Origin of the sequence: Dyadobacter luticola (assembly GCF_005860805.1) — a bacterium.
GTDB classification, from domain to species: Bacteria; Bacteroidota; Bacteroidia; order Cytophagales; family Spirosomataceae; genus Dyadobacter; species Dyadobacter luticola.
Map to the genome: position 1 here is coordinate 105,223 of NZ_VCEJ01000008.1, position 14,966 is coordinate 120,188.

The window sequence follows — 14,966 nt, forward strand, 5'->3', positions numbered from 1 at the left end:
TACGCTACATTCACCATGGCAGAATTAAATAAGTTTTCGAAAACCCTTACCCAGGAAGTTACCAACCCCGCAGCGCAGGCGATGCTTTACGGCATTGGGTTGAAAGAAGAAGATTTTATAAAACCACAAATCGGCATCGCCAGCACCGGTTATGAAGGTAATCCATGCAATATGCACCTTAATGGTTTGTCGGTGTATGTGAAACAAGGTGTGCAGGCCAACGAAATGGTGGGTTTGATTTTCAATACGATTGGGGTTTCCGATGGTATGACCAATGGTAATGATGGTATGCGCTACTCGCTGCCAAGCCGTGACATTATCGCCGATTCTATTGAAACCGTAGTCGCGGCGCAGTGGTACGATGGCGTGATTGCCGTGGTAGGTTGTGACAAAAACATGCCCGGCGCCATTATGGCGATGGCCCGTCTCGATCGTCCTGCAATTATGGTGTACGGAGGAACAATCCGCTCTGGACATTATAAAGGTCAGAAACTGGATATCGTTTCGGCATTTGAAGCACTGGGAAAGAAGTTTGCGAATAATATTTCTGACGAAGACTATAAAGGTATCATCCAGAACTCGATCCCTGGTCAGGGCGCTTGTGGCGGGATGTATACGGCCAATACAATGGCTTCCTCGATCGAGGCAATGGGATTGAGCCTGCCTTTCAGCAGCTCTTACCCGGCGACGCACGAGGGTAAGCAGGAAGAATGTAAAAAGATCGGTGCGGCAATGAAGCGTCTGCTCGAACTGAACATTACGCCGAAGGATATCATCACCAAAAAGTCGCTCGAAAACGCATTAACCCTGGTGATGGCGCTCGGCGGCTCGACCAACGCAGCCCTGCATTACCTTGCAATTGCACGTGCGGCTGATATTCCGCTGACTTTGGACGACATTCAGGCGATTTCCGACCGCGTACCTTTTATTGCGGATCTGAAACCAAGCGGAAAATATTTTATGGAAGACATGCTGGAAATCGGCGGTGTTCCAGCGGTAACGAAATATCTTTTCGAAAAAGGCTACATCCACGGCGACTGCATCACAGTCACCGGTAAAACAGTAGCTGAAAACCTGGCAGAAGCGCCTGATTTGAATTTTGAAACACAAAAAATTGTGTTCCCGATCGAAACACCGATCAAGGTAACCGGACACATTCAGGTGTTGTACGGTAATCTGGCGCCAACCGGCTCGGTAGCGAAAATCACTGGAAAGGAAGGGCTTACCTTTGACGGCGAGGCGAAAGTTTGTGAGCATGAATCGGAGATCATCGATATGCTGGCGAAACACGAGATCAAACCAGGCCACGTGGTGGTAATCCGTAATGCAGGTCCAAAAGGCGGACCGGGCATGTCGGAAATGCTGAAACCGACTTCGGCTGTGATGGGTGCAGGTTTGGGAGATAAAATTGCGTTGATCACCGACGGACGTTTTTCAGGCGGTACTCACGGTTTCGTAGTGGGCCACATTACCCCGGAAGCATTCGACGGCGGCCCGATCGCACTTGTAAAAGACGGCGACCGCATCTCCATCGACGCCAACACCCGCCAGCTAACCCTCCACATTTCCGACGAAGAAATGGCAACCCGTAAAGCAGCCTGGGTACAACCAGCGCCACGCTTTACAAAAGGAATGTTGGGAAGATATATCAGGACCGTAAAATCGGCCAGCGAAGGCTGCGTGACGGACGAGGCTTAAAAAAGAATACCAATATTGAATTAGAAATTCAAAGGACTAAAACAGAGGAGTCATGGAATTCAATGAAAATCAGACAGATGCAGTGCAGATCGCGGAGCCTGCGGTTGTGGCGAAACCGGAGCTGGTGAATGGTTCACATGCGGTGATCAGGTCGCTGATTGCGGAGGGCGTGGAGACGATATTCGGATATCCCGGAGGCGCCATCATGCCGGTGTACGATGCGATTTATGATTATCAGGAGGAAATTAACCACATTCTGGTACGTCACGAGCAAGGTGCAGCACATGCGGCGGAAGGTTTTGCACGTATTACAGGTCGGCCTGGGGTATGTCTTGTAACTTCCGGACCCGGTGCTACAAACCTGGTGACTGGCATTGCCGATGCGATCATTGACTCTACTCCTATGGTTTGCATTGTGGGCCAGGTGGGCGCGCATCTGCTTGGTACTGACGCATTTCAGGAAACAGATGTGATCGGTATCACTATTCCGATTACAAAATGGAATTACCAGATCACCCGCGCTGACGAAGTGCCTGAGATCATTGCCAAAGCATTTTATATAGCTAAATCGGGACGTCCGGGCCCCGTTTTGATCGACATTACCAAGAATGCGCAGCAGGAGCTGATGTCGAAATCGTTTTCCTACAAAAAATGTGAAAACCTGATCAGCTACCGTCCGCGTCTTGCGCCGAAAGTGGAGCAGGTAGAGGCAGCTGCGAAGCTAATTAACGAAGCGAAAAAGCCTTTCCTATTTGTAGGCCACGGTGTGCAGATTTCTAAGGCTGAAAATGAATTGATCCAATTCATTGAAAAAACAGACATTCCTGCGGCGTCAACATTACTTGGGCTTTCATCGGTTTCAGTAGACCACCCGAATTATGTGGGCTGGCTGGGTATGCACGGAAACTACGGTACCAATGTGCTGACCAACCAATGTGACCTGATCATTGCGGTCGGAATGCGGTTTGATGACCGCGTGACGGGCGATGTAAGTCGCTATGCGAAACAGGCGAAGGTTGTCCACATTGAAATTGACCCGGCAGAAATAGATAAAATCGTAAAAGCGGATGCACCGGTAGTAGGCGATGCGAAACTGGCGCTTGAAATGCTGCTTCCGCTCGTGAAAGAAAGTGATCACAAAGGCTGGATCGCCGAGTTTAAGAAGTTTGATGCGATTGAAGACGAGAAAATCACGCAGCCAGAACTCGCGCCGACTACGGATAAGATCAAAATGGCTGAGGTAATCCGGACGCTTTCCAATAAAACAAATGGTGAAGCGGTTGTTTTAGCAGACGTAGGCCAGCATCAAATGATGACGGCGCGCTATTATCAGTTTAAAAAACCAAATTCCTTCATTACTTCCGGCGGTCTTGGAACGATGGGTTTTGCATTACCTGCCGCATTTGGGGCCAAAGTAGGCGCGCCTGACCGTGAGGTAGTTGCATTCATCGGCGACGGATGCTTTCAGATGACGATCCAGGAATTGGGCACGATTGCGCAGAGTGGTTTGCCGGTGAAGATCATTATTTTAAATAACAACTTCCTTGGAATGGTGCGCCAGTGGCAGCAGCTTTTCCACCAGAAACGATACTCTTTTGTGGAGCTTCAAAACCCGGATTTTATCACCATCGGAAAAGGTTTCGGGATTGACGGGCATACCTGCTCGGCGAGGGAAGATTTGAACGCTTCTCTGGATAAAATGCTGGCTTCGGACAAGCCTTACCTTCTTGAAGTGATTGTTGAAAAAGAGGAAAATGTGTTCCCGATGGTTCCTACCGGGGCTTGTGTAGCAGATATCAGACTTGAATAACAGGAAATCAGCGCAATTATGACAACATACACCATTTGTGTTTTTACCGAAAATACGATTGGTATTCTTAACAAGATTACCACCATCCTCACGCGCCGCCGGATCAACATTGACAGTCTGACGGTTTCCGAAACCGAGCGCAAAGGCATTTCGAGGTTCACCATCGTCATCCGTCACGATTCCCGCGAGGCAGTTGAAAAGCTTGTCCGCCAGATCCGTAAGGTGATTGAAGTGTTGGCCGTTTTCGGATATCTGAACAATGATATCGCTTATAATGAAATTGCATTGTTTAAAGTTTCGACGCCATACGGTGCGAAACCGCTTGACATCGAAACCATTAATAAAGTATACAAAGCGTGGGTTGTTTATTGGCACCTGAGCTATGTGATTATTCAAAAAACGGGTACCGAGGAGGAAATTTTTGAATTTTTTGATTATATCAAACCGCATGAAATCCTGGAATTTGTACGGTCGGGACGTGTGGCAGTAAGTAAGTCGCCGCAGACTTTGGTGGATTATCTGCCTGAGGCTGAGTGGGAGTATTATCAATAGAAGAAGAGCTTTAACACATATTCTTTAATCGTAATAAATCAATTTAATCAATAATCAATGGCACAATTAAATTTCGGCGGGGTCGAAGAAGAAGTAGTAACCCGTGAAGAATTTCCTCTTGAAAAAGCGCGTGAAGTACTTTCTACTGAAACCATTGCCGTGATTGGTTATGGCGTACAAGGCCCAGGCCAAAGCTTGAACATGCGCGACAACGGTTTCAATGTGATCGTAGGTCAGCGCCAGGGTGGTAAGTCCTGGGACAAAGCTGTTTCTGACGGCTGGGTGCCTGGCGAAACGCTTTTCGACATTGAAGAAGCCCTGTCAAAAGGAACGATCATTTGCTACCTGCTTTCTGACGCTGCTCAGATTGAACTGTGGCCGACTGTTAAAAAGCACCTTACTGCCGGAAAATCGCTGTATTTCTCGCACGGTTTCGGTGTAACATATAAGGATCAAACCGGCATCATTCCTCCTGCTGATGTGGATGTGTACCTGGTAGCTCCAAAAGGATCCGGTACTTCACTTCGCCGCATGTTTGTAGAAGGAAAAGGCTTGAACTCTTCTTTCGCAGTGTTCCAGGATGCAACTGGTAAAGCGCGTGAAAAATGTATCGCGATGGGTATTGGCGTTGGTTCAGGTTATTTGTTCGAAACGGATTTTTACCGTGAAGTAACTTCTGACTTAACCGGCGAGCGTGGCACATTGATGGGCGCAATCCAGGGAATCTTTGCTGCTCAGTATGAAGTACTTCGTTCAAACGGACATACGCCATCAGAAGCATTCAACGAAACAGTGGAAGAATTGACGCAATCATTGATGCCTTTGGTTGCTGAAAACGGTATGGACTGGATGTATGCCAACTGTTCTACAACTGCGCAGCGCGGTGCATTAGATTGGTGGAAACCTTTCCGCGACGCTACAAAGCCGGTTTTTGAACAACTTTACAACTCTGTAAAATCAGGCGAGCAAGCTAAAATCTCCATTACCCGCAACTCACAGCCTGACTACCGCGTGAAACTGGAAGAAGAATTGGCTGAACTCCGCGAATCGGAAATGTGGCAAGCTGGCTCAACCGTTCGCGGTCTACGCCCGGAACGCAACTAATATAGATAATGAAATTGCCGTTGGCTTAAGCCAACGGGAAAAAAATGGGAGCTTTGCTATTTTGCAAAGCTCTTTTATTTAAAATGCGATGGAAACGGCACATTCACTCCCGACTCTCGATAATATTTTTCTGGCGGCCGAGAGGCTTCGCGGCGTGATTAATCACACGCCGGTTTTATATAATGCACATTTGTCGGAGCAGTACCAGGCCAACATTTACCTGAAACGCGAGGACCTGCAGACGGTGCGTTCCTACAAAATTCGTGGTGCATATAACAAAATGGCGAGTATGTCGGCCGAGGCGCTGGCTGGTGGAATCGTATGTGCAAGTGCCGGAAACCATGCGCAGGGCGTAGCTTATGCCTGTCAGAAAATGGAAGTAAAAGGCGCGATTTTCATGCCGACGACTACGCCGGCGCAGAAGATCAAGCAGGTGAGGCTTTTCGGTAAAGAATGGATCGAGGTGCATTTAGTAGGAGATACTTACGACGATGCTTACTACGCGTCGAAGGAATACCAAACCGTCACCAATGCCGTTTTTGTGCATCCATTTGACGATTTGCAAGTGATTGAAGGACAGGGAACGGTGGGTCTGGAAATTTTTAAGGATGTCGATTTTAAGATCGATTATCTGCTGATGGCGATCGGCGGTGGCGGTTTGGCTTCGGGCATTTCTACGGTTTTCAAGCAACTATCTCCAAAAACCCAGCTGATTGGCGTCGAGCCGGAAGGTTCGCCGACGATGCAGCGATCCATCGCCGAAGGTCACGTCGTGACATTGGATAACATTGACAAATTTGTAGACGGAGCCGCTGTTCGCCGCGCAGGTGACCTGACCTTTGAAGTTTGCAGCAAGAGTTTGAATGCTATTTTGCTGGTGCCCGAGGGAAAAGTTTGCTCTACGATTTTGCAGCTTTATAATGAAGAAGCGATTGTTGCAGAGCCGGCGGGTGCATTGACGGTGGCTGCGCTGGATATGATCAAAGACGAAATCAAGGGTAAGAATGTCGTCGCATTGATCAGCGGCGGCAATAATGACATTACACGCACCGAAGAAATCAAAGAGCGCTCGCTGCTTTATGAGGGTTTGAAACATTATTTCGTGATCCGTTTCCCCCAACGCTCCGGCGCATTTCGTGAGTTTTTGAATGTACTCGGCCCAAATGACGACATTGCGCGGTTCGAATACGTGAAGAAAACCAACAAGGAACAAGGCCCGGCGCTGGTAGGAATTGAGCTGAAAAGCCGGGAGGATTTTGCGCCTTTAATCGAGCGGATGGATGCGAATAAGATCGTTTATGAGTATCTGAATGATCAGCCGGATTTGTTTCAGTTTATGGTTTAATTTTGATATTTGTTATCTTGTAATTCAATCTCATATACATACTATGGTTCAAGATAAACGACAAGTGCACGAATTGATTCGGACAAAAAAGATTGCTATTCAACAGCTAGGAGCGGAACGTTTGGGTCTCTTTGGCTCGTTTGCTCGCGGTGAACAAAAAGAAACGAGCGATATCGACATTGTCGTTGAGTTCAAAGATGGTATGAAAACTTATCGCAACTTGTTGAACCTGGCAGATTTATTGGAAGAATTATTTCAAAAAAAAGTGGATTTGTTGACTTGGGAAGGAATGGCCTCATTCGTGCAGAGTGAAGCGAAAAAAGACTTGGAATATGTCTCCTTCGCAGATTGAGTTTCTTAAACATATCCAGAAAGAGCTTCATTTTCTCTCGACGCACTCCCAAAATATAACTTTCGAAGAGTTTTTGCATGACGATTTGATTAACCGTGCTTATCAAAGGAGTCTTGAAATTATTGGCGAAGCTGCCAAGAAGGTCCCTGATGAATTACGCTACAAGTATAAGGAAGTCGACTGGCGAGGAATGACAGGGCTCAGGGATGTCCTAATTCATCAATATTTTCAGGTAGATTATCAGATTCTGTGGCAAGTCATTCAAAATCTCGTTCCCCAAGCGAAAGAATGGATAGACGAAATTATTGATAACGAAGAAGCTAATTTTTCATGACTCAATGCTACGCGTCCCCTCCGATATCAGCTCCTCCGAATTTGAATCCCTGAAAATTCAGGATATGACTTTCGTTGCCTATCGCAATGAAGTTTATCCGTCGAAATATGATGTTTTTTTCGAGGAACATGCGGTGATTGTGGTTTTGGAAGGAGAGAAAAAATTTACCAGCCCGACGCAGGAAGTGCATGTAGAGAAAGGAGATATTCTTTTTGTGCAGCGGGGTTTTTATCTGATGTCTGAATCCATTCATGAATCGTATAAAAGCCTGGTTTTCTTTTTTGACGAGAAATTGCTTAAAGAATTTGTTGGGCTGCACCCTGAGTTGTTTAATCCTGAGAAGTCAGAAACCGTTTTTGAAAAGCCGATTTTACTCTTGAAGTCGGACGATAACTTTGAGAAATTCATTCAATCGGTTTTTCCCTATTTTAAATCGCGGACTGAGCTTAAAAATCACTTTCTGAGGCTGAAATTCCAGGAATTATTGTTGCATTTGCTTGAACTGGATGGTTCAAAGCAACTTCGCGCAATCCTTTACAGCTTATATAAAGGAGAAAAGGTGGATCTCCCGTTTTTAATGAACAGCTACTACCTCAAACCGCTGACATTGAATGAGCTGGCACGTTTGTCGGGACGAAGTTTATCAGCATTTAAAAGAGATTTTCAGGACGAATTCAATACGTCGCCCGCGTTTTGGCTTAAGAATAAAAGACTGGAATACGCTGATTTTTTGCTGAGGAACAGTACCAAGAATGTTTCGGAAATTAGTACAGAGATCGGATATGAGAGCGTTTCTCATTTTATAAAAACTTATAAGGAAAGGTACGGGGCCACGCCGAAGAAGCATGGGTAGCTTTGACAGGTGGGCTGCCTGGAATTATTATATTTGTAGGAGCTAAAAATTCTGATCATGGAAACATTGCATGTTTATCCGAACAAGTCACAGCAAAAGGCGGTAGTAGCTTTTTTGGAAGCTTTAAAAATTCCATTTGACACAGAAGAATCGCTTCCGCCTCATGTATTAAAGGGAATTCAAAATGGTCAGGAAGACATTAAGTCTGGTAAATCAATCGCGCTTGAAGAATTCGAAAAACGTAGAAGATCGATTTGATGACTTATAAGGTAATTCTTGCACACACAGCAGTTGATACATTCGATGCCATTTTTGACCAAATCAATGCCAAATTCGGTATCGTGGCAGCCCGGAAATTTGAAATTAAAGAATCCGCATACTTAGGACACTTAAAAGAACTCCCTTGATTTTCAAGGCGATTGAGGAGCGGTCCACAGTCAGAAAGGGTTTTATCAATAAAAACTGCTCCTTCTTTTATGAAGTATCCGGGAGCGAAGTAAACATTCTCTATTTCTGGGACAACCGTCAGGAGCCACTACTATCATAATCTTGTTGGTTGGATAAAGATTTCCGCTCAAATCATCCATCCAAACCAAAAACACTATTTTTTGAACCTTTCCCGTTATCCGGATTCGATTGAATTTGTGGTACTTTGTAATATCAGTTCTTTCCTTTCGAGAAAGACGAAGTGGCGAAATTTTAATTTGTAACAAATGAGTAATCAGGCAAGTACCCTTTTCGACAAGGTGTGGGACGCACACGTTGTCCGCAAAATTGCTGATGGTCCGGATGTATTTTTCATCGACCGTCATTTTATCCATGAGGTGACCAGCCCGGTTGCATTCCTGGGTCTGGAAAGCAGAAATATCGGTGTAATGTACCCTGAACGTACATTCGCTACTGCCGACCATAACACGCCAACCATTAACCAGCACCTTCCGGTAGCCGATCCGCTTTCTGCAAATCAGCTTAAAGCATTGGAAACCAATTCCTTGAAATATGGTATTTCTCACTGGGGACTAGGTCACGCCAGAAACGGGATTGTGCACGTGGTAGGTCCTGAAAATGGGATTACGCTTCCAGGCATGACGATTGTTTGCGGTGATTCGCATACTTCCACACATGGTGCATTTGGTGCAATTGCCTTTGGTATAGGTACTTCCGAGGTTGAAATGGTACTTTCTTCGCAATGTATCATGCAGCCGAAACCCAAGAAAATGCGGGTGAATGTAAACGGAAAACTCGGACTCGGCGTAACACCGAAGGATGTTACATTGTACATCATTTCGAAGCTGACGACCGCGGGAGCAACTGGCTATTTTGTAGAATATGCCGGCGATGTTTTTGAAAATATGAGCATGGAGGGCCGGATGACGGTCTGCAACATGAGTATTGAAATGGGTGCGCGCGGTGGTATGATCGCTCCTGATGAAACAACTTTTGCTTATATCAATGGTCGCGAGCAGGCGCCAAAAGGTGAGAAGTGGGATAAGGCGCTGGCTTACTGGAAGACATTGAAAACAGACGAAGGCGCTGTTTTTGATAAAGAATATCATTTCGATGCTGCGGACATTGAGCCGATGATCACTTATGGTACTAATCCGGGAATGGGTCAGGGAATTTCAAAATCAATCCCAACTTCGGATCAGGTTGAAGGCGGTAAAGCTACTTACGACAAGTCGCTGAACTACATGGGCTTTCATGAAAATGAATCCATGCTGGGCAAGAAAATAGATTACGTTTTTATTGGTAGCTGCACAAATGGCCGGATTGAAGATTTCCGCGCATTTGCATCTATTGTGAAAGGTCGCAAAAAGGCCGATAATGTTACTGCGTGGGTAGTTCCGGGTTCTCACATTGTTGAGGCGCAGATTAAGGAAGAGGGGATTCTTGACATTCTTACCGAAGCTGGTTTTGAGCTGCGTCAGCCGGGATGTTCGGCTTGTCTGGCGATGAATGATGATAAAATTCCGGCTGGAAAATATGCGGTAAGTACTTCAAACCGCAATTTTGAAGGTCGCCAGGGACCTGGCGCCCGGACATTGCTGGCAAGTCCGCTCGTGGCGGCTGCTGCGGCGGTGACCGGCGTAGTTACGGATCCAAGAGAATTGTTACAAGAAGCTTAAACCGACCCCCAAAATGGCATACGATAAATTCACCATACTGAAAAGCTCGGCGGTACCTTTGCCGATCGAAAATGTTGATACTGACCAAATTATCCCTGCGCGCTTTTTAAAAGCAACAAAAAGGGAAGGTTTTGGCGATAACCTTTTCCGCGACTGGCGGTACAATGGCGATGATACACCGAAGCAGGATTTCGTTTTGAATAATCCGATCTACTCTGGAAAAATCCTGGTAGGCGGACATAATTTCGGAAGTGGATCAAGCCGTGAGCACGCTGCCTGGGCGATCTACGATTACGGTTTCCGGTGCGTGGTTTCCAGTTTCTTTGCGGATATTTTTAAAGGTAACTCGTTGAACATCGGTATTTTACCAGTTCAGGTAAGTCCTGAATTTCTGGATAAAATTTTCCAGGCGATTGAAGCTGACCCGAATGCGGAGCTGGAAGTAAACCTTCCTGAGCAAAGCATTCAAATTGTAGCGACCGGCGAAAGCGAATCTTTCGATATCAATGGCTACAAAAAACACAATCTGATGAACGGTTTCGATGATATCGACTATCTGCAAGCGATGAAACAAGAAATCAGTGAGTTTGAAACAGAAAGGATTTATTGACGGCGACGGCAGCACTTATGAACAGCCGATATATTGAAATAATGGATACGACACTCCGCGATGGCGAACAGACCAGCGGAGTGTCTTTTTCTGCTTTGGAAAAATTGACGATTGCACAAATTCTGCTTCAGGAGGTCAAGGTAGACCGCATTGAAGTGGCTTCTGCACGCGTGTCGGAAGGTGAATTTCAGGCAGTTAAGAAAATTACAGATTGGGCGAAGCAGCACGGTTTTTTAGATAAAGTCGAGGTACTTACCTTCGTCGATGGCGATGCGTCTATCAACTGGCTGTTCGAAAGTGGCGCCCGGGTCATGAATCTTTTGACCAAAGGTTCGCTAAACCATTTAAAATATCAGCTGAAAAAATCCCCGCAGGAACATTTTGAGGATATCCGGAATGTGATCGAGCTGGCAGATTCAAAAGGTATTGATTGCAACGTATATCTGGAAGATTGGAGCAACGGAATGCGGAATTCGCCGGATTACGTTTTTGCGTCGCTGGATTTCCTTGTAACACAGCCGGTTAAGCGCATTTTGCTGCCCGATACGCTGGGCATTTTGACACCTTCCGAATCGTATTCTTTTGTAAAAGCAATCGTCGATCGGTACCCCAATCAGCATTTCGAATTCCATGCGCATAACGATTATGATCTGAGCATTGCGAATGTCATGGAGGCTCTGCGCGCAGGTGCCCGCGGGCTTCACCTGACTGTAAACGGGATGGGTGAAAGGACCGGAAATGCGCCTCTGGCTAGTACAATCGCGGTTTTGAATGATATGATGCCGGAATTCAAGACGTCGGTAAACGAAAAATCGCTTTACACGGTCAGCAAGCTGGTGGAGACGTTTTCGGGGATCAGGATTCCTTCCAACAAGCCGATTGTAGGTGAAAGTGTCTTTACACAAACTGCTGGAATTCACGCAGACGGTGACAAGAAGAACAATCTGTATTTCAGCAAGTTAATGCCCGAAAGGTTTGGCCGTCAGCGGCTTTACGCATTGGGCAAAACTTCTGGCAAAGCCAACATTGAAAACAACCTGCGCGATCTTGGCATCACATTAAGTAATGCTGATCTCAAAAAGGTGACGCAAAGGATTATCGAGCTCGGCGACCGCAAGGAATCCGTGACGCCGGACGATCTTCCCTACATTATTTCCGACGTGCTCGCGAGCAGCGCCATCGAGGAAAAAGTAGTGATTGTAAATTACGTTCTGACACATTCAAAAAATCTGAAACCGTCGGCAACACTGCAGATCAAGTTTCTGGATGAAGTTTTTGAAGAAAGTGCGCAGGGCGATGGTCAGTATGACGCGTTTATGAATGCGCTGAAAAGGATTTACTATTTGAAAGGTATCAACCTGCCGATGTTGACAGATTATGCGGTCCGCATTCCGCCGGGAGGTAAAACGGACGCGCTTTGCGAGACCATTATTACTTGGGAAATTTCCGGTAAAGAAGTAAAAACCAGAGGTTTGGATTCTGACCAGACTGTTTCTGCGATCATGGCCACACAAAAAATGCTCAACCTGATTGGTATCCCGAACGATGCGAAACTCACACCGGAAATTCCGATGGTGAAAACCTTTTAAGACACTTTAATTGAATTAATTATTTATCAAGTATCCAATCAAATCTTTTAATGAAGAAAAATATCCTAATCGTTCCTGGCGACGGAATCGGGCAAGAAGTAACGGAAGTTGGAAAGAATGTATTGGTAAAAATTGCTGAAAAGTTCGGTCACGAATTCATTTATGACGAAGCTTTGATGGGCCACGTCGCGATTGAAGCCACTGGCAACCCGCTGCCTGATGAGACACTTGAAAAAATGCGTGCGTCTGACGCGATCCTTTTTGGAGCTGTCGGTCACCCGAAATATGATAATGATCCTACCGCGAAAGTTCGACCTGAACAAGGTCTTTTGAAAATGCGGAAAGAGCTGGGTTTGTATGCTAACCTTCGTCCGATCAAGTTGTTCGACGAATTGCTGGGCGCATCCTCTATTAAACCTGAGATCCTGAAAGGTTCTGATATTCTTTTCTTCCGCGAGTTGACGGGTGATATTTATTTTGGAGAAAAAGGTCGGAAAAACGATAACAATACGGCTTACGACATTGCAGAATATAGCCGCTATGAAGTGGAGCGTATCGGGCGCAAAGCTTTTGAAGCTGCAAGAACACGGAACAAAAAACTTTGCTCGGTTGATAAGGCTAATGTTTTGGAAACCAGCCGTTTGTGGAGAGAAGTAATCCAGGCTTTGGCTCCTGAGTATCCTGATATCACGGTTGAGCACCAGTTTGTAGATTCAGCCGCCATGATGCTCATCAAGGATCCGAAACGCTTTGACGTAGTGGTCACTGCGAATTTGTTCGGAGATATCCTTACTGACGAGGCGAGCCAGATCGCTGGTTCGATGGGGATGTTGGCGTCCGCTTCGGTGGGAGATAGCACCGGTGTTTATGAGCCGATCCACGGTTCTGCGCATGACATTACCGGAAAAGGTATCGCCAATCCACTGGCGTCTGTTTTGTCTGCTGCGCTGCTACTCGATATTTCATTTGGTTTGAAGGAAGAATCGGAAACGATTATTTCAGCGGTTGATAAATTGCTGAAAGATGGCTTCCGGACCAGGGATATTGCAGATGCCACAACACCAGCAGAAATGATTTTAAACACGCAAGCTGCTGGAATTGAGCTTTTAAAAAGAATTTGATTTCCTGGCAAGATTTGCCAAATAATATTTGTTAAAACCAAAAGTTGTACTTTCTTTGCAGAAGAAACTCGTGGTCAGCGAATTTTCGCCGTATTTTATGAACGCACTAGAAAAAAACATAAATCTTCTCATTCTAACTATTCCGTAAGAGCGGGAAAGGTGCTGTTTTGATTCTTTCGGAACCCTTTCCTCGACCAGGAAAGGGTTTTATATTGTCTGAAAATTATTAAATTAGTGTCCCATTAAATTTTTAATTCCCATCAATGAGTAATCGAGTCCAGATCTTCGACACAACTTTACGAGACGGCGAGCAGGTACCAGGCAGCCAATTAACCACGGAAGAAAAGATTGTTGTAGCCAGGCAACTCGAAATACTTGGGGTAGACATTATCGAAGCCGGTTTTCCGGTATCCAGTCCAGGCGATTTTCGTTCTGTCGTGGAAATATCGAAAGCAGTGCGGGAACCGGTAATTTGCGCCTTGTCACGTGCGGTTCAGGGAGATATCGATGCGGCTGCAAATGCTTTGGAGTATGCGCAGCGCGGCAGGATACATACCGGAATCGGTTCTTCTGACATTCATATTCAGCACAAATTCAATACAACCCGGGAGAAAATCATTGAAAGGGCGATATCTGCCACCAAATACGCAAAGTCGAAGGTAGAGGATGTGGAATTTTACTGCGAAGATGCAGGCCGTGCAGACCTTGTATTTTTATCACAACTGGTTGAAGCTGTGATCGGTGCGGGAGCGACAGTGGTGAACATTCCGGATACGACCGGCTACTGTCTGCCAGACGAGTATGGGGCGAAAATCAAGTATATTTTTGAGCACGTTTCCAACATTCATAAGGCCACCATTTCTATTCACTGCCATAATGACTTGGGATTAGCGACCGCAAATACGATTGCTGGTGTAAACCAGGGTGCTCGTCAGGTAGAAGTTACGATCAACGGAATTGGCGAGCGGGCCGGAAATACTTCGCTGGAAGAAGTGGTGATGGCTTTGAATGTGCATAAAGAATTGGGACTGGAAACCGGGATCAATACCCAGCATATCTACCCGACCAGCCAGCTGGTTTCTAAAATGATGCGCATGCCGGTTCAGGCAAACAAAGCGATTGTGGGAAGAAATGCTTTCGCACATTCATCTGGAATTCACCAGGATGGTTTCCTGAAAAATACTTTGAATTACGAGATTATGAACCCGCAGGACGTGGGTGTCGATAAATCAGATATTGTTCTGACGGCCAGAAGCGGACGTCATGCCTTGAAACATCGCTTCGAATTGTTGGGATTCAGCTTTGATAAACCAACGCTCGACGAGCTCTATACCAGGTTCCTTGAAATCGCCGATTTGAAAAAAGAAGTGAATGATGCAGACCTGGTTGATCTGGCAAAAACGGCTATTCCAGCTTAATTAGAATATCCTTAGAAAATGCTAACCCCTTGAATCTGAATTTGATGTTTTAAA

The 14,966-nt window shown here is 45.8% G+C and carries 15 protein-coding genes; all 15 read left to right on the forward strand.

Features of this window, described 5'->3' with window-relative positions; all coding sequences use genetic code 11:
- The first annotated feature begins 15 nt into the window (after positions 1 to 15).
- The 15 genes from ilvD (at position 16) to FEN17_RS24310 (ending at position 14,912) form a co-directional block, all read left to right on the forward strand.
- A complete protein-coding gene (ilvD, locus tag FEN17_RS24245) occupies positions 16 to 1,698 on the forward strand; it encodes a dihydroxy-acid dehydratase (protein WP_138368005.1) in 1,683 nt (560 codons plus the stop codon).
- 52 nt (positions 1,699 to 1,750) lie between these two features.
- On the forward strand, positions 1,751 to 3,508 hold the full coding sequence (gene ilvB, locus FEN17_RS24250) for a biosynthetic-type acetolactate synthase large subunit (protein ID WP_138368006.1): 1,758 nt from the start codon (positions 1,751 to 1,753) through the stop codon (positions 3,506 to 3,508).
- A gap of 18 nt (positions 3,509 to 3,526) precedes the next feature.
- A complete protein-coding gene (ilvN, locus tag FEN17_RS24255) occupies positions 3,527 to 4,060 on the forward strand; it encodes an acetolactate synthase small subunit (protein WP_138368007.1) in 534 nt (177 codons plus the stop codon).
- Positions 4,061 to 4,117: 57 nt separating this feature from the next.
- Positions 4,118 to 5,164 (forward strand): ketol-acid reductoisomerase, encoded by a 1,047-nt coding sequence (ilvC, locus tag FEN17_RS24260; protein WP_138368008.1) that lies wholly within the window; start codon positions 4,118 to 4,120, stop codon positions 5,162 to 5,164.
- 88 nt (positions 5,165 to 5,252) lie between these two features.
- Positions 5,253 to 6,509: a threonine ammonia-lyase gene (gene ilvA / locus FEN17_RS24265; protein ID WP_138368009.1), complete on the forward strand. Its 1,257-nt coding sequence runs from the start codon at positions 5,253 to 5,255 to the stop codon at positions 6,507 to 6,509.
- A gap of 43 nt (positions 6,510 to 6,552) precedes the next feature.
- Positions 6,553 to 6,861, forward strand: coding sequence for a nucleotidyltransferase family protein (locus FEN17_RS24270; protein ID WP_229208978.1), 309 nt, complete (start codon positions 6,553 to 6,555; stop codon positions 6,859 to 6,861).
- On the forward strand, positions 6,842 to 7,195 hold the full coding sequence (locus tag FEN17_RS24275; protein ID WP_138368010.1) for a HepT-like ribonuclease domain-containing protein: 354 nt from the start codon (positions 6,842 to 6,844) through the stop codon (positions 7,193 to 7,195). The genes FEN17_RS24270 and FEN17_RS24275 overlap by 20 nt, the downstream gene beginning before the upstream one ends.
- A gap of 4 nt (positions 7,196 to 7,199) precedes the next feature.
- Positions 7,200 to 8,048 (forward strand): AraC family transcriptional regulator, encoded by an 849-nt coding sequence (locus FEN17_RS24280; RefSeq protein ID WP_138368011.1) that lies wholly within the window; start codon positions 7,200 to 7,202, stop codon positions 8,046 to 8,048.
- Positions 8,049 to 8,105: 57 nt separating this feature from the next.
- Complete coding sequence (locus FEN17_RS24285) at positions 8,106 to 8,306, forward strand: DUF2683 family protein (RefSeq protein ID WP_138368012.1); 201 nt, start codon at positions 8,106 to 8,108, stop codon at positions 8,304 to 8,306.
- A gap of 145 nt (positions 8,307 to 8,451) precedes the next feature.
- Positions 8,452 to 8,595, forward strand: coding sequence for a hypothetical protein (locus tag FEN17_RS27540; RefSeq protein ID WP_205748185.1), 144 nt, complete (start codon positions 8,452 to 8,454; stop codon positions 8,593 to 8,595).
- A gap of 166 nt (positions 8,596 to 8,761) precedes the next feature.
- Positions 8,762 to 10,174 (forward strand): 3-isopropylmalate dehydratase large subunit, encoded by a 1,413-nt coding sequence (gene leuC, locus FEN17_RS24290; protein WP_138368013.1) that lies wholly within the window; start codon positions 8,762 to 8,764, stop codon positions 10,172 to 10,174.
- A gap of 13 nt (positions 10,175 to 10,187) precedes the next feature.
- A complete protein-coding gene (leuD, locus tag FEN17_RS24295) occupies positions 10,188 to 10,784 on the forward strand; it encodes a 3-isopropylmalate dehydratase small subunit (RefSeq protein WP_138368014.1) in 597 nt (198 codons plus the stop codon).
- 17 nt (positions 10,785 to 10,801) lie between these two features.
- The gene (locus FEN17_RS24300; protein WP_138368015.1) at positions 10,802 to 12,373 is read left to right on the forward strand and encodes a hydroxymethylglutaryl-CoA lyase-like TIM-barrel protein; all 1,572 of its coding nucleotides are present in this window, start codon (positions 10,802 to 10,804) and stop codon (positions 12,371 to 12,373) included.
- A 50-nt stretch (positions 12,374 to 12,423) separates the two neighbouring features.
- On the forward strand, positions 12,424 to 13,494 hold the full coding sequence (gene leuB / locus FEN17_RS24305) for a 3-isopropylmalate dehydrogenase (RefSeq protein WP_138368016.1): 1,071 nt from the start codon (positions 12,424 to 12,426) through the stop codon (positions 13,492 to 13,494).
- 263 nt (positions 13,495 to 13,757) lie between these two features.
- Positions 13,758 to 14,912 (forward strand): 2-isopropylmalate synthase, encoded by a 1,155-nt coding sequence (locus FEN17_RS24310; protein WP_138368017.1) that lies wholly within the window; start codon positions 13,758 to 13,760, stop codon positions 14,910 to 14,912.
- Positions 14,913 to 14,966: the final 54 nt, after the last annotated feature.